Source organism: Macrococcus epidermidis (genome assembly GCF_024205965.1).
GTDB lineage: Bacteria > Bacillota > Bacilli > Staphylococcales > Staphylococcaceae > Macrococcoides > Macrococcoides epidermidis.
The window spans coordinates 697892-715795 of record NZ_CP073819.1; the positions used below are offsets into that span (position 1 = coordinate 697892).

18 protein-coding genes and 2 pseudogenes are annotated in these 17904 nt (G+C 33.4%); 10 read left to right on the forward strand and 10 right to left on the reverse strand.

Annotation, left to right across the window (positions count from 1 at the left end):
* Positions 1–39 precede the first annotated feature (39 nt).
* The 3 genes and pseudogenes from KFV12_RS13270 to KFV12_RS03765 form a co-directional block, all read left to right on the forward strand.
* Positions 40–177, forward strand: a pseudogene (locus KFV12_RS13270) (GNAT family N-acetyltransferase); the annotation flags it as partial.
* Between the two features lie 49 nt (positions 178–226).
* On the forward strand, positions 227–823 hold the full coding sequence (locus KFV12_RS03760; RefSeq protein WP_254257622.1) for an alpha/beta hydrolase: 597 nt from the start codon (positions 227–229) through the stop codon (positions 821–823).
* A gap of 131 nt (positions 824–954) precedes the next feature.
* Positions 955–1218, forward strand: a pseudogene (locus tag KFV12_RS03765) (oleate hydratase); the annotation flags it as partial.
* 81 nt (positions 1219–1299) lie between these two features.
* Here KFV12_RS03765 and KFV12_RS03770 read toward each other — a convergent pair.
* From KFV12_RS03770 to queF, 3 genes are all read right to left on the reverse strand, one after another.
* Positions 1300–2805 (reverse strand): peptide MFS transporter, encoded by a 1506-nt coding sequence (locus KFV12_RS03770; RefSeq protein ID WP_111714272.1) that lies wholly within the window; start codon positions 2803–2805, stop codon positions 1300–1302.
* A 238-nt stretch (positions 2806–3043) separates the two neighbouring features.
* Positions 3044–4555 (reverse strand): peptide MFS transporter, encoded by a 1512-nt coding sequence (locus KFV12_RS03775; RefSeq protein ID WP_254257338.1) that lies wholly within the window; start codon positions 4553–4555, stop codon positions 3044–3046.
* 142 nt (positions 4556–4697) lie between these two features.
* Positions 4698–5195 (reverse strand): preQ(1) synthase, encoded by a 498-nt coding sequence (gene queF, locus KFV12_RS03780; protein ID WP_096077122.1) that lies wholly within the window; start codon positions 5193–5195, stop codon positions 4698–4700.
* A gap of 467 nt (positions 5196–5662) precedes the next feature.
* On the opposite strand from queF, the gene nrdI reads away from it, so the two are divergent.
* The 4 genes from nrdI to KFV12_RS03800 all read left to right on the forward strand — a co-directional run bounded on the left by nrdI (position 5663) and on the right by KFV12_RS03800 (position 9743).
* Positions 5663–6058: a class Ib ribonucleoside-diphosphate reductase assembly flavoprotein NrdI gene (gene nrdI / locus KFV12_RS03785; RefSeq protein WP_254257339.1), complete on the forward strand. Its 396-nt coding sequence runs from the start codon at positions 5663–5665 to the stop codon at positions 6056–6058.
* Positions 6021–8126 (forward strand): class 1b ribonucleoside-diphosphate reductase subunit alpha, encoded by a 2106-nt coding sequence (gene nrdE, locus KFV12_RS03790; protein WP_111714275.1) that lies wholly within the window; start codon positions 6021–6023, stop codon positions 8124–8126. Before nrdI ends, nrdE begins: the two co-directional genes overlap by 38 nt.
* Before the next feature lie 108 nt (positions 8127–8234).
* A complete protein-coding gene (gene nrdF / locus KFV12_RS03795; protein WP_254257340.1) occupies positions 8235–9203 on the forward strand; it encodes a class 1b ribonucleoside-diphosphate reductase subunit beta in 969 nt (322 codons plus the stop codon).
* Positions 9204–9332: 129 nt separating this feature from the next.
* Positions 9333–9743: a FixH family protein gene (locus tag KFV12_RS03800; RefSeq protein WP_111714277.1), complete on the forward strand. Its 411-nt coding sequence runs from the start codon at positions 9333–9335 to the stop codon at positions 9741–9743.
* Between the two features lie 59 nt (positions 9744–9802).
* Here KFV12_RS03800 and murB read toward each other — a convergent pair whose 3' ends face one another.
* A complete protein-coding gene (gene murB / locus KFV12_RS03805) occupies positions 9803–10717 on the reverse strand; it encodes a UDP-N-acetylmuramate dehydrogenase (RefSeq protein ID WP_254257341.1) in 915 nt (304 codons plus the stop codon).
* A gap of 57 nt (positions 10718–10774) precedes the next feature.
* A complete protein-coding gene (locus tag KFV12_RS03810) occupies positions 10775–11275 on the reverse strand; it encodes a GrpB family protein (protein ID WP_254257342.1) in 501 nt (166 codons plus the stop codon).
* Between the two features lie 104 nt (positions 11276–11379).
* Between KFV12_RS03810 and KFV12_RS03815 the strand changes: the two genes are divergently transcribed.
* Complete coding sequence (locus tag KFV12_RS03815) at positions 11380–12273, forward strand: EMYY motif lipoprotein (protein ID WP_254257343.1); 894 nt, start codon at positions 11380–11382, stop codon at positions 12271–12273.
* A gap of 30 nt (positions 12274–12303) precedes the next feature.
* On the opposite strand, the gene KFV12_RS03820 is transcribed toward KFV12_RS03815, so the two are convergent.
* Complete coding sequence (locus tag KFV12_RS03820) at positions 12304–12516, reverse strand: hypothetical protein (RefSeq protein WP_111714281.1); 213 nt, start codon at positions 12514–12516, stop codon at positions 12304–12306.
* Between the two features lie 142 nt (positions 12517–12658).
* Here KFV12_RS03820 and ytxJ point away from each other — a divergent pair, with 142 nt between their 5' ends.
* Positions 12659–12979 carry a bacillithiol system redox-active protein YtxJ gene (gene ytxJ / locus KFV12_RS03825; protein ID WP_111714282.1) on the forward strand — a complete coding sequence of 107 codons (321 nt, stop codon included), beginning with the start codon at positions 12659–12661 and terminating at the stop codon, positions 12977–12979.
* A gap of 76 nt (positions 12980–13055) precedes the next feature.
* Complete coding sequence (locus KFV12_RS03830) at positions 13056–14138, forward strand: glycerate kinase (protein WP_254257344.1); 1083 nt, start codon at positions 13056–13058, stop codon at positions 14136–14138.
* A gap of 62 nt (positions 14139–14200) precedes the next feature.
* On the opposite strand, the gene pepT is transcribed toward KFV12_RS03830, so the two are convergent.
* The 4 genes from pepT to gdpS all read right to left on the reverse strand — a co-directional run bounded on the left by pepT (position 14201) and on the right by gdpS (position 17904).
* Positions 14201–15424 carry a peptidase T gene (gene pepT / locus KFV12_RS03835; protein WP_254257345.1) on the reverse strand — a complete coding sequence of 408 codons (1224 nt, stop codon included), beginning with the start codon at positions 15422–15424 and terminating at the stop codon, positions 14201–14203.
* A gap of 115 nt (positions 15425–15539) precedes the next feature.
* The gene (locus tag KFV12_RS03840; RefSeq protein ID WP_111714285.1) at positions 15540–16025 is read right to left on the reverse strand and encodes a threonine/serine exporter family protein; all 486 of its coding nucleotides are present in this window, start codon (positions 16023–16025) and stop codon (positions 15540–15542) included.
* Between the two features lie 12 nt (positions 16026–16037).
* Positions 16038–16796, reverse strand: coding sequence for a threonine/serine exporter family protein (locus KFV12_RS03845; RefSeq protein ID WP_254257346.1), 759 nt, complete (start codon positions 16794–16796; stop codon positions 16038–16040).
* Between the two features lie 43 nt (positions 16797–16839).
* On the reverse strand, positions 16840–17904 hold the full coding sequence (gene gdpS / locus KFV12_RS03850) for a GGDEF domain-containing protein GdpS (RefSeq protein ID WP_254257347.1): 1065 nt from the start codon (positions 17902–17904) through the stop codon (positions 16840–16842).

Here is a 17904-nt window from a genome sequence, read left to right on the forward strand (position 1 = left end):
CATACTGTACTGTCTAGCGAACTGTAAGGGCAACATGTCGGTCAATCTCTAGTAGATTTTGCAGCAAATTATGCGAGAGAAAACAATTTGAAAGTTATACCTGTATACCCGTTTGCGAAACAGGTTATGACAAATGATAGTAAATATGATGATATACTTGCAACAGCAGGGGAATAATATTAAATAACACTTCTTTAATGAAGAAGAGAGGGAGATTAATATGACGATGAAACATATTATAAACAACGGTAATAATGATACAACATTGTTATTATTACATGGGACTGGTGGTAATGAACAAGACATGTTACCTCTTAGTGGTTTAATAGATAATGATGCAAACGTATTAAGCGTAAGAGGAAATGTCAGTGAGCAAGGTATGCCTCGTTTCTTCCGCAGAATCGCTGAAGGTATATTCGACGAAGAAGATTTAGTGAAACGTACACACGAACTTAATGATTTTATTACAACAACTGCTCAGGAGAATAATTTAAACCGTAATAATGTTGTAGCAGTAGGATACTCTAATGGTGCAAATATTGCAGCAAGTTTAATGTATCATGATAAAGATGCATTACATGCAGCAATTCTATTCCACCCGATGGTACCACTTCGTAATATTGAATTACCTGATTTAACAGGTAAGAAAGTATTTATCGGTGCTGGGGTGAATGATCCAATATCATCGAGACAAGAAACTGAAGAACTTGCACAAGCATTAACAGCGGCTGGTGCAGATGTTGAGATTTTCTGGCATCAATCAGGACATTCTCTAACACAAGAAGAAGTACAGCATGCTGCTGAATGGTATAAATCACTATAAAATAAATAAGCACTGAAGATGCAGTTTCACATTAAACGCTATTGCATCTTTCGAGCTTTTATTTTAATTTTTTTCGATTCTTGATGATTATTGAGAAAGTATCCACCGATAAAAAGCAAAAGTAACAACACACAGTATTTGCAACGGAATATTCTGTAAGAACCGCAATGGAAGCAGTTTATAAATTGCTTGATAAAGATCGTGGTGTACCAGAAGTTTTTGGTTCAGTATATGATATACGCATGTTACTTCATGCTATTTCGGTATTAAATGATGGTAAGAAGTTAGAAGAATTGGATATGCCATTCTATGAAAAGATTGTAGAGAAAAGACGCATGAAAAAAGTAAAAGACACTTTTATTGAAGAGTTGCTTGAAAAAGCTAAATTAATATAAAAAATAAAAGATAAGGACATTGAAAAATATTCAATGTCCTTATCTTTTATCTTTATATAATTATTGGTTAGGCAAGATTAATTAGTGTATACCTTGCATCTTTCTAGAGATAAATCTACTTAATAAGAAAATAATAACAAACAATGCTATTGCTAAACTTCCGATAAATAAGAAGTAGTTCGCATAACCTAGTGGCTCGATTAATTTAACTAATTGAGCGTTAATACCTTGTGCTGTCGCATTTGATAGGAACCACAAGCTTAACATTTGAGAGTTAAACGCAACAGGTGCTAATTTAACTGACGTTGAAGAACCTGTTGGTGATAAACAAAGTTCACCGATGACACAGATAAAGAATGAAGCAACTAACCACATTGGGTTAATTAAATTCGTAGAACTTGCATCTTGGGCAGGAATAACCATGATTAAGAAACTGATACCTGCCATTAATATTCCTATCGCAAATTTAATCGGAGTAGATGGATTATATTTACCTAATTTAGACCATAAAGCAGAAATGACAGGTGCTAAAGCGACAACAAATAATGGATTCAGTGACTGGAACCATGCTGCAGGTACTAAGTAATCAATTCCTGAAACTTTATTAAGGTCGAGCTGAGTAAATTTCGCAGCAAATATTGCTAACGTATTAGCACCTTGCTCTTGAATAGACCAGAACATAACGCTCGCTAAGAATAATGGAACATATGCAACTAGTCGAGAGCGCTCGATATCATCTACATCTTTACTACGATACATTGTTGTCCAGTAAATGATTGGAAGAACTACACCTAGAATCGTTACTATTATTGAGAAAGTATTAAAGGTAAGGAATCCACTATAAATACCAATAGCAACAAGTAAAACGATGACTAAAAATCCAATTGAAAATAATTTTTTATATTTTGATTTTTCTTCACCTTCAAGAATGTGTGTTGGTTCAACACCAACTAAACCTAGAGATTTACGGTTAAAGATAACATATGCAATTAAAGCTAATGCCATACCAATCGCAGCGGCTAAAAACCCGATGTGATAGTTATATTGCTTTTGTAGTTCACCAACTATTAATGGTGATAAAAATGCACCCATATTCACTGACATATAGAAAATTACGAAACCAGCATCCATACGGTTGTCATTTTTGTGATACAAACCACCCAATACATTTGAAATATTAGGTTTCATTAAACCTGATCCAACAATAATTAAAAACATTGAAGCTAAAAATGCAGGAATACCAAATGGTAAACTCATTGCAATATGACCCAGCATAATAAGTGTCGCACCGTATAGTAAGGCACGTCTTGAACCTAATATTCGGTCAGCAAGCCATCCACCTAATATACCAGTCATAAAGATTAAAGCACCATACATTGATCCAATACTCGCAGCTGTAGTTTCACTCATTCCTAAACCGCCGTTAGCTACAGTATCATACATGTAGTAAACTAATATCGCTCTCATCCCATAATAACTAAAACGTTCCCAGAATTCTACGAAGAAAAGAATTCCTAACCCCTTCGGATGGCCGAAGAAACCGGTTTGAGGCACACTTTCAACCATCTGTTCTCTTGTATACTTCATTTTTTCATCCCTTTCGATTTATAAATATTTCGAAAATTTATATTATTTTAGAATATTATTTTACCATTATTATTGTCACATTCAATCTTTCAGTTAATAGTCGAAATTTTCTAAACAAGAATTGTTCAATTGTTTGTAACAATCATTATTTTTACAATTATATATTTATAAAAATAATATATTGCAATAAAAAAAGAAGCATACTTAATCGTATGCTTCAATAGTAATTGATTCTTTATTAATGAATACCACGCATGAATTTTTTCATAAATGGACTGACAAGCAATAAAACAACAGCTATAGCAAGTGTTACTAAACCGATATTGTTAAAGTACTGGTGATTATCTACAGCTTCATAATAAAGTACAAGTTTACTGTTAACTAATTGTGCTACTGTATTTGCCAGGAACCATACACTCATCATTTGTGATGTATAAGCTTGTGGTGCTAATTTCGTAGTAACGGATAAACCCGTAGGTGATAAGCAAAGCTCAGCCATTGTTACTAGAAGATAGCTAAGGATTAACCAACCTGGATTCATTAACTGATCGCCATTATGTGTTAACGGATAAACCATTACTAAATAGCTTATTGCCGCTAGGAATAGCGCGATACTGAATTTAATGACTGTCGGTGGATTAAATCGTCCGAGTTTAACCCATAACCAGGCAAATAATGGTGCTAAAGTTACAATGAATAAAGGATTAAGTGACTGGAACCACGCTGCCGGGATTTTAAAATTAATTGCATTATTTGTTAAGACACCTAGATTAAGCTGCGTATTTTTATCAGCAAAATGTGCAAGTACTGTTGATCCTTGTTCCTGAATAGACCAGAATGTAACAGATGCTAAGAAAAGGGGCACATATGCAAATACGCGTGCTTTTTCATCTCTCGTAGTTTTCTTCGATACGATCATTGTAATAAAGTAATAGAATGGTAACGCCATTCCAAGTACTGTTACAAAGTTCATAAAACTTTCAAGTGATAAATTACCCATAAGGCCTGTAACTAAGAAATAAAGCAGGAATGCAGCTATAACGATACCAGTGATTGTAATTGTTTTCTTTTTATCAGCTTCCGTCACTGGATTAGGAACATCTAACCCTGAAAGTCCTAATGTTTGTTTAGAACGTAACATAAAGATGATTAATCCGAAGAACATACCAATAGCTGCAACTGCAAATCCATAATGGAAGCCTACATTATCTTGTAACCAGCCAACAAGTAATGGTGAAATTAATGCACCCATGTTAATTGACATAACAAATAGTGTAAATGCTGAATCTACCTTTGGATCATTTTTTTCGTATAATTCTCCTACATTTGTTGAAATATTTGGTTTTAATAATCCTGTACCCAAAATGATGAATAACAATGCAATAAGTAATAAAGTGAAGTTGTTTGGTAAAGATAAAAGTATGTGACCAATCATGATAAGGATTGCGCCATATAGTATTGCTTTACGTGTACCGATGAATCTATCAGCTAACCATCCACCGATAACACCACTCATATAAATTAATGCACCGTAGATAGATACAATTTGCATCGCAAATCCTTCATCTAATCCAAATCCACCTTTATTCACAGAATAATAAAGATAGAATAAAAGAATAGCTTTCATTCCATAATAACTAAATCTTTCCCAGAACTCAGTCAGCATTAAAGTGAATAAACCTTTAGGATGACCGAAGAAACCTGTTCTCGGCATACTGTTGACCACTTCTTCGCGCGTGTGTTGCGCCATACCATTTCCCCCTTGTTTCAAATAAAGTTGTACAAATAAAAGACGAATAGTTTATACACATAAACTATTCATATATAATACACTTATTTTAATTTTAAGACAATTCAACTTTTTGAATGGTAATCATTTTAAAAAAGGAAATTTATCTATTAGTAATTGTTTCAGGATATAGATCATGGTTCATTAATCTATAATTCGCGATCTCTTCATATTTCGTCCCTGGACGTCCGTAATTTGTATAAGGATCAATTGAAATTCCACCACGTGGCGTGAATTTTCCCCATACTTCGATGTAGTGTGGATCCATAAGATCAATTAAATCATTCATAATAATATTCATACAGTCTTCATGAAAGTCACCATGATTTCTAAAGCTGAATAAATAAAGTTTGAGAGATTTTGACTCGACCATCTTTATATTTGGGATGTAGCTGATATAGATGGCTGCAAAATCAGGTTGACCTGTAATAGGGCAAAGGCTTGTAAACTCAGGACAATTGAATTTTACGAAATAATCTCTGCCCTGGTGTTTGTTATCGAACGATTCTAAAATTGATGGATCGTATTCATAAAGATATTTATTATTTTGATTACCGAGTAATGTGATATCTTGTAGTTCTTCTTTTTGTCTGCCAGTCATTTTCTGCCTCCGATATTTTTGATTGTTCTATTATAATAGATATCTCGATATATGTAAAAAGACATATATACACCTTTAGTGAAGAGAAGTTGTTATTTATTATCATTTTTTAAATGAAATTTCAACAGAATTTTATAGAATTAAATTTCATTATTAACCTTACAAATTTTCAAGTCAATTAAATATAGTCGTATCAATGGATTAAAAAATTTGATAAAAAGTCAACATTAAAATTAATTTTTTTTGGAGTTGTTAAGATTGAAAAGCAATTTTTAAGTGCTATAATTAATCGTATATCTTGTGTGTGTGTTTCGAACGCACCACTATATCTTGTGTTAAAAAAGAAAAACAACACAAGATAATATTAAACTAAAAATAGAAAATTACGTTTCATAATACATACATTATTGGTTTGAAATGTTTCATGTATTTTTTAGTGACATTCCTTACAGTTAGGAGTGAGGCCAATGTTAATTGTATATTATTCATTAACAGGGAATGTGCGTCGTTTTATTCAAAAGTCAGGACAACCTCGTGTGATACCTCTTGAAACTGCCATGGAAGAAGGTGTGGCAGAACCATTTATCATCGTCACTGGTACTATTGGTTTTGGACAAGTTCCAGATGCAGTATCGCAATTTTTAGAAAGATATCATCTTCATTTAACGGCAGTAGTAGGAAGTGGAAACCGTAATTGGGGACAAAACTTCGCCAAAGCTGGTGATACGATTAGTGAAACATACCACGTTCCGCTTCTTATGAAGTTTGAACTTCATGGAAATAATCGAGACGTAGAATTATTTAATAAAAAGGTGGAAGAATGTTATGAAAACAGTAGAAGAGAAACAATACAATCATATTGAATTAAATAACCAGGTTACAAAGCGCCGTGAAGATGGTTTCTTTGATCTAGAGAAAGATCAGGAGGCATTAGCTGTTTATTTAGAAGAAATTCATGACTTTACAATCCATTTTGACACGCCATTAGAGCGTTTACGTTTTTTAGTAGATCAGGATTTTTACTATAATTTGTTTGAAGAATATTCGGAATTAGATTTAATGGAAATCATTAAATATGCTGAGAACATTCCTTTCCAGTTTGCAAGTTACATGTCTGCAAGTAAATTCTTTAAAGATTATGCATTAAAGACAAACGATAAGAAACAATATTTAGAGGACTATAAACAACACGTTATTATCGTTGCATTATACTTAGCAAAAGGCGATAAAGAAAAAGCAAAAGCATTAGTTTCTGCAATGATTGAACAGCGTTATCAGCCGGCGACACCGACATTTTTAAATGCAGGTCGTGCGCGTCGTGGTGAACTAGTGTCTTGTTTCTTACTTGAAGTAGATGACAGTCTAAATTCAATCAACTATATCGATTCCACAGCGAAACAATTATCTAAAATTGGTGGCGGTGTAGCGATTAACTTATCAAAGTTACGTGCACGTGGTGAAGCTATTAAAGGTATTAAAGGTGTAGCAAAAGGTGTGTTACCTGTAGCGAAAGCTTTAGAAGGTGGATTTAGCTATGCTGATCAATTAGGACAACGCCCAGGTGCTGGTGCTGTATATTTAAATATCTTCCATTATGATGTATTAGAATTTTTGGACACTAAGAAAGTAAATGCGGATGAAGATTTAAGATTATCAACAATTTCTACTGGATTAATCGTTCCATCGAAATTCTTTGAACTCGCTAAAGAAGGAAAAGAATTCTTTATGTTTGCGCCGCATACTGTAGAGCGTGAATATGGGCAAACATTAGACGATTTAGATATCGAAGTAATGTACGAAGAGCTTGTTCAAAATCCGAATGTGATGAAGAAATCAAAAGACGCACGTGAGATGTTAAACTTAATCGCCCAAACACAATTACAATCAGGGTATCCTTACTTAATGTTTAAAGATAACGCGAATAAAGTTCACGCAAATTCTAACCTCGGTCAAATTAAGATGAGTAACTTATGTACTGAAATTTTCCAGTTACAAGAAACTTCAGTGATTAATGATTATGGTACAGAAGATGAAATTAAACGTGATATTTCGTGTAACCTGGGCTCACTTAATATCGTTAATGTTATGGAATCTAAGAAATTCCAGGATTCAGTACATATCGGTATGGACGCATTAACGACAGTTAGTGATGCTGCTGATATTAAGAACGCTCCTGGTGTTGCAAAAGCAAACCGTGAACTACATTCTGTAGGGTTAGGTGTGATGAACTTACACGGTTACTTAGCAAAAAATAAAATTGGCTATGAAAGTGAAGAAGCGAAGGAATTTGCTGCAACATTCTTTATGATGATGAACTATTATTCAATTGAACGTTCAATGCAGATTGCGATGGAACGCAACGAACGTTATGCAGATTTTGAAAAATCAAACTATGCAACAGGTGAGTACTTCGTGAAATATGAAACGACTGATTATGCACCGAAATCAGATAAAGTGAAAGCTTTATTTGAAGGTATGGATGTACCGACACAAGCAGACTGGACGACATTAAAAGAAGCTGTGATGAAAAATGGTTTATTCCATGCATACCGTTTAGCGATTGCACCAACGCAAAGTATCTCATATGTTCAAAATGCAACAAGTTCAGTAATGCCGATAGTTGATCAGATTGAACGTAGAACATATGGTAATGCAGAGACATTCTATCCAATGCCATTCTTATCTCCTGAGTCTATGTGGTTCTATAAATCAGCATTCAATACGAACCAAATGAAATTGATTGATTTAATCGCAACAATTCAGGAGCACGTGGATCAAGGGATATCAACAATTTTATTTGTTAACTCTGATATTTCTACAAGAGAATTATCTAGACTTTATGTCTATGCGCATCATAAAGGGTTAAAATCTCTGTACTATACACGTAATAAATTATTAAGTGTAGAAGAATGTACAAGCTGTGCAGTGTAATATCTGTATTAATAATAAACGATAACTACAATGAATAATTAAATTATAAAGAGACCGCAAGGTCTCTTATTACTGCTTTTAAAATCACTTATACAAAGGACTGACAAAATGAAAGCTGTTAACTGGAATACACAAGAAGATATGACGAATATGTTCTGGCGTCAAAATATCTCACAAATGTGGGTAGAATCTGAATTTAAAGTATCAAAAGATATTGCAAGCTGGAAAGAACTAACTGAAGATGAGAAGTACACGTTTAATCATGCACTTGCAGGTTTAACAGGGCTAGATACGCATCAGGCAGATGATGGTATGCCGTTAATCGGATTACACACACAGGATTTACGTAAAAAGGCAGTGTACTCATTTATGGGCATGATGGAACAAATTCATGCGAAGAGTTATTCACATATTTTTACAACATTACTACCGTCTTCTGAAACAAATGATTTATTAGACAACTGGGTAGTTAATGAACCACATCTTAAATTTAAATCCGATTTAATCGTTGGTCGTTACCATAAATTATGGGCTAAAGATGCCTCTATATATGATCAGTACATGGCACGTGTAGCATCAGTATTTCTTGAGACATTTTTATTCTATAGTGGGTTCTATTACCCATTATTCCTAGCTGGACAAGGGAAAATGACAACTTCAGGAGAAATTATCCGAAAAATTTTACTTGATGAATCTATTCACGGTGTGTTTACAGGTCTTGACGCACAAAGTCTGCGCAATGAATTAACAGATGATGAGAAGCTACGAGCGGATAAAGATATGTATGATATGCTTCAAAAGTTATATGCGAATGAAGAAAGCTATACAAAGATGTTGTATGATCGTGTAGGTTTAACTGAAGATGTCTTAAACTATGTACAATACAATGGGAATAAAGCTTTAGCGAATTTAGGATTCGAACCATACTTTAACGAAAAGGATTTTAATCCGATCATTGAAAATGCTTTAAATACATCGACGAAAAATCACGATTTCTTTAGTGTAAAAGGTGATGGATATGTTATAGCATTAAATGTTGAAGCTTTGACTGATGAAGATTTTGTCTTCGAAAATTAAATTAATTTGACAAGCTAATGACAAATTTTGCATTAGCTTGTTTTTTTATGCTTTGTCACAGTTTGTTCATTGAATAACAGAATGAAGTTCATGATAATTATATGGACATTAAATTTTAGGGGGATAACTATGAAGAAATTATTCATCATTGCAGCAAGTGCATTAATGCTTACTGCATGTGGTCAGGAAACACAACAAGAAGGTCATGAAGGGCACGGAACGCATTCAGAATCTAAATCAGTAACACCTTTAACTGTTGATTTAAAGGTGCCTGCTAAAGCAAAAGCAGGTGATTCAGTGAAGATAACTGCAACGGTTAAACATGGTAAGACTTTTGTAAACGAAGCGGATGAAGTCATGTTTGAAATCATTAAAGATAAAGATATGAAAAATTCTGTGAAAGAAAAAGTTAAAAAAGCTAAAGATGGCGTATATACTTTAGAATATACATTTAAAGAAAAAGGAAACTATAATGTCATCAGTCATGTGACTGCACACAATCAACATACGATGCCTAATGCAGATATCGTTGTTGAATAAGTTCTAAAATTTATTATTGTATTATAAAAAGGGATGTGGACACGCGTGTCCATATCCCTTTAAATCTTATCACCAATAACGCGAACTTCAGGCTGTAATTCAATACCACTATTTTCTAATACGACCTTTTGTACATGCGCAATCATTTCTTCATAATCTGTTGCAGTACCATTATCGACATTTACAATAAAACCAGCATGCTTTTTAGAGACTTCCACGCCTCCGATACGATAGCCCTGTAACCCAGCTTCTTGTATCAGTTGACCGGCAAAATGTCCTGGTGGTCTTCTAAAAACGCTACCACAAGAAGGATATTCTAATGGTTGTTTGTCTTCACGACGTTCTGTTAAGATATCCATTTGAGATTGTATTAAATTAATATCGCCACGTTGTAATTTAAATGTTGCTTCAAGTACGACATAATGTTCTGATTGAATAATACTAGTTCTGTAATCTAAGGCTAGCGCTTCATTCGTTAATGTAAGGATTTCTCCGTGCTGATCGACTACAGTGGCACTTTCAATAACATCTTTAACTTCTCCGCCATAAGCACCAGCGTTCATATAAACTGCCCCACCAACAGAACCAGGTATTCCACAGGCAAATTCTAATCCTGTTAAATGATGGTTGCGTGCAATACGTGATACGTCGATAATCGCTGCACCACTGCTGGCAATAATCGTATCGTATTCAACCTGTACATCCGTTAATCCGAGCAGGCTAATAACGATACCACGTATGCCACCATCTCTGATGATAATGTTTGATCCGTTGCCTAGGAAAGTTACTGTTATATTGTGTTCATTAGCGTACTGAATTGTTTTTTGTATTTCGGAATATTTTATCGGCGTAATATATATATCAGCATTACCACCTGTTTTTGTATACGTGTAATTTTTTAATGGTTCATTCATTTTAATATGGATAGGATCGATAATTGTAGTCAATTGATTATATATTTCAGTTACTTGCATTCTTATTACGCCCTTTCGGTGAATTCAAACTTAATTATATCAGTTAAAGGAATGATTTTAAACTGACAGTTTACGTTTGAACCATTCTGACTTTTTATTTTCATATTCTTTCACAGAAATTTCATGATTAAGATCTTTCTTATATTGATTAAACGCTTGAATTTGTTCTATTAAAATAGCTTGGCCAGTTAAGTAATGATTTAATTTTTTACTGTCTTCTTCTACGATATGTAAACGCACAACTTCAGTTAGTGATTGTAAATCACTAAACTGTGCATATACACACTTCTTTTGATAGGGGTGATGTAATCGATAAAAGTGTTGCAGGTTTAGACGTTTTTCATCAAGTGTTGTCATTGCATGCAAACTTTTTACTACAACAAGTATATCAATAATACCACTTGTTAAGGCTCCGTCTACGGAAGTAGAACCGATATGCAATGTTTTGATAATAGGAGTGTCTAATAGTGTGATTAGCATTTTATTAATCTCTTCAAATTTTTTTCTGTATTGTTCTGTTCTATTATTGATTGTAAGTATTGGTTTCTGTTTTTGCATGTACCATTTTTCCTTTCATAAGTAACTATAGCCCTTTGATTAATGAATGTAGGTTTTATTTCTCGGCTAAATTAGGTATAATATTGATATTGAGGAGAGCATATATGAAAAAATTATATTCTATTGTATTAATATTATTTATAAGTACAGTTATTGCAGGTTGCGGTAATAAAGTAAAGTCTGATATTAATGATTATAAAGCTCAAATGAAAGATGTACAATCTGAAGAAAAGAAACTGGTTCAACAAATCGATGGTTTAGGATTGGATAAAGCCGACCAATTACTAGGCTCAGAAGTTACAGAAGAGAAAAAGAAAAAGTTAAAAAAGATTGAATTAGATATCAATGAAAAAATAAAACCACAACTTAAAGCTTATGAGAAAAAAGTTATGGCCGTTAATCCTGATACGAAAGAAGTTAAAGATGTTCATAGTATATACGTGAGAAACTTAAATAAAAAGAAACAATTCATTTCTGAACTTGATCGATATATGAAGCTATTTAATCAGTCAATATTATCCAATGAAAAAATTTTAGAATATACGAAAGTATTTGAAAAAAATAAAGCTTTAAATGAAAAGTATGCAAAAAAAGCAGAAAGCAATAGTAATGAGTCCGAAGATTTTGATACATTAACTAAATTAGTAAATGACAATAGCGATATTTTAAAAGAAAAAGTAGCCTATTTAACATCAAGTGGAAGTGTGAACGAGAAACAAGAGTATATTGATGAAACGTTAATTCCATTACTAAAATCAAGCGTCAATAAATTGAATCAAACGAAACTGAAATCTAAAAATGTAATCGGGATGCGCAAAGCTACAATTGAAACATATTACAGTTTAATTAATTATTATAAAGAACGCAAAGTTGCCATGAAGACAGGAAGTGAACTTCAAAAATTACCGATTCAAAATATTTTAGAAAATACGAAATATATTAAGTCGATTGATGAAAAGTATTATGATGCTTTAAATAGTTTAGAAGCAAAACAATAAAAGTATAAAAGGCAACTGCCTTTTATACTTTTATTTGAGTGTTTCATTTTTATCATGCTTAGAAATAATGATATTCTTTGCAATCACGGTTAATATCCATATTGCTATTGCAATAAATATAACGATAGTAAGCGTAGGATTTTTATTAATATCCTTAAAAAAGAGTAACACATAAATTAAAACGCAAGTATTTAATGTATCGATAAAGGTCCAGCGTTTAAGAGGGAATTTATTGTTGTTCATCGTGTAACCTCCAAATATTTGTTAAAGTCATTATACCAATGTGTAATTATTTGAGATAGGGGTAATATTAAATAATACATTGCAAAAATAATCTTACCATGATATATTTTAAAAATCGAAAGCACAATTATGGGGTGAAATCATGATTATAAAATTGAATACGATTGAACAGTTTGAAGAGATGCTTGAATCGAATAGTAAGGTATTTTTTCTGAAGCATTCAAACACATGCCCAATATCTGCGAGTGCATATGATCAATTTGATAATTTTGCTTATGAACGCGATATTAACGCATATTATTTAATCGTTCAGGATGCACGTGATTTATCCAATTATATTGAAGCGAAGACAAACATCAAACATGAATCACCTCAAGCATTTTACTTTAATAATGGAGAAGTTATGTGGCATGACAGTCATAAAAATATAACAATTGCTAATCTTTCTAAAGCAGAAGAATAGTGAAGAAGATTCAGAAATAAATAATAATTATATTAACTAATAGTGCTACTATTAGTTATTTATTTTGGAGGAAAAGATGAAGATATTAGTTGCTATGGATTCATTTTTTGATATTTTATTCTCTCATCACGCGAATCAATATGTTTTTGATGGTATTAAAGCAGTTGATAATACTGCAAATATCGTAATGGTCCCGTTATTTGAGAGCGATAAAAATATGATAGACGCTTTATTAGTATGGGAAAAAGGTCGTAAAATTAAACGAAATGTCAGCAGTGATTTATTAATGCCGATTGAAGTAGAAGTGGCTATTTTAGAACAGGACACTATGCTCATTGATGGAAAGACGATTTTAAGCAGTAAAAATCCATTAGCAGCTTCGAGTTATGGTCTTGGCCAATTGATTACACAAGGGTTAGATATGGGGGTAAAATCATTTATCATATCAATTGGTGGCATCACCACTTTTGATGCAGGTCTTGGGATGCTCAATGCATTCGGTGTAAAATTCTATAATCGAGATTACATATTAATAGATGGTCCACTTAAACAGAGTGATCTAAAAGAAATTAGACATATTGAGTTGGGTGATATGGATGATCGTTTAAAAGAAGTTTCATTTACAGTAGTGAGTGACCACCAGTATAAGATATATGGTAAAGAAAGTCATATTGCGAATAGTGAGTTTGATTTTGAAACGAAACAGACTATAGATAATAGTATTTGGTATATTTCAGAGCAATTTAAGAAATTTGGTATTGATTTAAATGCTTCAATTTATGGTGGCGATGGTGGTGGCCTTCGCGCTGTGTTTGAACAGCTATTCAATGCTAAGACGAAAACATCTGCTGAACTAATTTTTATGCGTACACACATCGGCAGTTTGATAAACGAAGCAGATATGGTGATATATGGTGGTGGAAGTGTGAATGAAACGACGGGTTCACTAGTCGTTAGTGAAATTAATAAGCTGCAGAATCCTGATAAGATAAACATATATTTAATGGGTGGAAAACAATATAAGCAAATGAGTAATGATAAAGAAGCGATTGAGCTTAATATTTATCCTGAAGTAAGCTCGGATACTGAAGATATTCAAATCGGTATTCAATTACAGAATACTGCAAAGCAAATTGTGATGGCTACAAGAAAACAATAATTATTTATTAAAAGGGAAGAGGGTGAGACATAAGTCTTAGCCCTCTTCCCTTTTTATATGATTTATGCGATTTCTTCAAATTTAGCTAATATACCAACAATCGTCATCACTGATTTTTCCATATCATCGATTGATACGTATTCATATGGTCCATGGAAGTTTTCAGCCCCTGTAAAGATATTTGGAGTAGGTAACCCCATAAATGATAACTGACTACCATCTGTACCCCCTCGTATCGGTTCAACAATTGGTTCGATATTTAATGATTTCATAACTTCTAACGGTACATCGATTAGCGCTTTATGAGGTGTGATTTTCTCGCCCATATTGAAGTATTGATCTTTAATTGAAATGCTCGCTGCATCATTACCATATTCAGTTTGGAATGATTTAATAATCTCTTCCATAGTTGCTTTACGTGCTTCGAACTTTTCACGGTCATGATCACGGATAATGTATGAAAGTTTCGCATGTTCGACGTTACCGTTCATATCCATTAAGTGATAGAATCCTTCATATCCTTCTGTATGCTCTGGACGCTCCTGCTCAGGTAATGTACTTTGGAAACGCACAGCTAAGTTTAATGCGTTAACCATTTTGTCTTTCGCACTTCCTGGATGCACGTTAACACCATTAAATTCAACTTCAACACCTGCAGCGTTAAAGCTTTCATATTGCAATTCACCACGACGTCCACCGTCAATAGTATATGCAAATTGTGCACCAAAACGTTCAACATCAAATTTGTGCGGTCCGCGACCAATTTCTTCATCAGGAGTGAAACCGAAACGAATTTTTCCGTGCTTGATTTCTGGATGATTGATTAAGTATTCAATTGCTGTCATGATTTCAGTAATTCCGGCTTTATTATCAGCACCTAAAAGTGTTGTTCCGTCAGTTGTCATCAATTTATGACCTGTATAAATTTCTAGTTCAGGGAACTTTGCTTTTTCAATGACTAAACCACTCTTTAAGGTAATATCTTTTCCATTAAAGTTGTCGATAATTTGTGGAGACACATTCGTCCCTGTGAAATCAGTAGCAGTATCAACGTGTGCAAGTAACCCGATAGTCGGTACTTCTTTGTCTGTATTTGCTGGTAGTGTAGCAAATAAATAACCATATTCATCGATATCAGTTTCAAGACCTAAAGATTCGATTTCATTTTGTAACAAGTTAAGTAAATCCCATTGTTTTTCTGTTGATGGCGTAGTAGTGCTTGCTGCATTCGATTGCGTATCAATTGTTACATAGCGTGTTAATCGTTCAATTAATTTATCTTTCATTTGTAATCCTCCTGTTGTGAATATAAGTTAATATAATTATTTTAATCTTAAATGTCAAAAAAATCACACTTATTTTTAATTTTCTTGAAAATAGAAAACTAAAAATAAATGCGATTTATAGTTTGATTGGTTTTTGACCTTTCTTTCTGCGATGTTTATTATATTTAAAACGGGAATAACCTTTAAGAAATGTCTGGAACAATATTTCTGCGATTAATAATCCGAATGCAATTGCACCAGATGCAAGTGTGGCTTCCATACCTTTCGCTAATGCTTCACTAAAGTCCGAAATAATAAGATTCTTTGTTGCATCATAGGCAACGCCTCCTGGTACGAGTGGAATAATACCTGCAACGTTAAAGATAATTACAGGACGTTTATAATATCTCGCAAAAAGATGTGCACATAAACTGAGCGATAGGGATCCTAAAAATACACCGACAGCAAGAGTAAGTTTTGTAGATTCTGCAATCGTAAATACCATCCAGCCAATTGCACCGACAAATCCACATGCCATCAGTAGTTTACGCGGAGCATTAAATACGATTGCAAAAAATACAGATGCAAAGAAACTAATGATTGTTTGAAATAATAACGTCATCGATTAATCCTCCTAGAATATTATAAGAACTGTGGCAACACCTGCACCGATGGCAAATGCGGTTAAGGCAGCTTCTACCCCTTTAGAAATACCAGCTATTAATTGACCCGCCATCATATCACGTATAGCATTTGTTATCGGTACCCCTGGTACAAGGGGCATCACTGCTGAAATAATAATCTTATCAAATTCCCCTTTATATATATAATTTACAAAGAATAATCCGAAAAGTGCGATGGCCATCGCACCGGCATATTCTGCGAAAAACTGGATTTTATATATTTTACTAAAATAATCACAGACAAAATACCCAATCGCTCCAGCAATAAAAGCGGGTACAATATCTGCAGGTTGACCTTTGAACATTAAAAGGAATAATGCACAGACAAGCGCACTCGATAATACTTTTAACCAAAATGGATATTGCAGATTTGCTTTTTCCAATTCATCTAATGCTAGTTTCGCGGCTTCTAACGTCACGTTTCCACTCGTAATCGCACGGGAAATATCATTAACTTCTGAGATTTTTTCGAGATCGGTGGTACGACTGGAAATACGATATAATCGCGTAGAACTTTTTTCATTGAGTGAAAATATAATTGCTGTGGGCGTTACGAAACTATGTGTATTGTGTAAACCATAGTGTGAGGCAATACGGGTCATTGTATCTTCAACTCGGTAGGTTTCAGCACCAGACTCCAATAATATTTTACCGGCAAGCATTGCAACATCTTTTACTTTTTTTTCATCATATAACTGAATAGAAACCATATAGACCTCCTTAATAAAAAAATAACAGAAAGTATACTTCCTGTTATTTTATGATGGGATTAAACATTACAGTATTTTGTCCTTGATGCTTTGCAGCATGTAACATTTCATCTGCTTCTTTAAATATTTTACGGTGCGTCTTGACCTCTTCATTCGTAATATAACCTATACCAATTGTTACAGATAAGTTAATCACTTCTTTGTTTGGGAGATGAAATGTTGCGTTCATTACGCCGAGTCGAATACTTTCAGCTATTTTTACAGTATCATCAAGTGAGTGATTCGTAAAGATGACACTAAATTCTTCACCGGCATTTCTGAATGTTTTGGAATCTGTCGGCACATAATTTTTTACAACTTGTGCCATTTGTTTTAGTACAGCATCTCCTGCATCATGTCCAAAACGATCATTGACCTCTTTAAAATCATCAATATCTATTAATAGTAAAGATAATGAATGTTTCGTTTCCGATGCATTTTTACTCACGATATTGAGATAACGATCAAACTCACGAACATTTCCTAGGCCAGTTAGATGATCGATTTCATCTTCTTTTTCATAGCGTTGTATCACTTTGTATATGCGCCATATATCTACGAACATCATACTTGACGTTAAAGATAAAATAAAGCTGGAAATAGCGAGCAGAATTATTTCTAAACCATTAAAGGTATGGTTATAAAAATTGTATAAACCTGTGATAAGAATACTCATCAAAGTTAACCACTGAATTGCATTAAAATCACTTTGTTTAATAAAGGGACCAATCATACTAGCAAGTGTTGCAATAATCAATAGATCGAATGTTTCGACTGGCGATTCATTAAAAATATAAATTTCTGCAAGGACTAAGATAATGGCACTAAATATTGTATAGAAAAAATTAGTATAGCGGCCAAGAAATAAAAGTGGAATAAAAGCCAGATGAAACGCTATCGTATGATATGTAATGGGATAAGTCATTAGTAAAAATGAAATAAGTGTCATCAGTAATGTAATATAATTTTTTGAAAAAACGATTTCTTTCTCTTCAAAAAATTGAAATCTATGAAATAAATAGATTCCACTAACAGTGACAGCAGCATTAAAGATAATTGCTTCAATCAT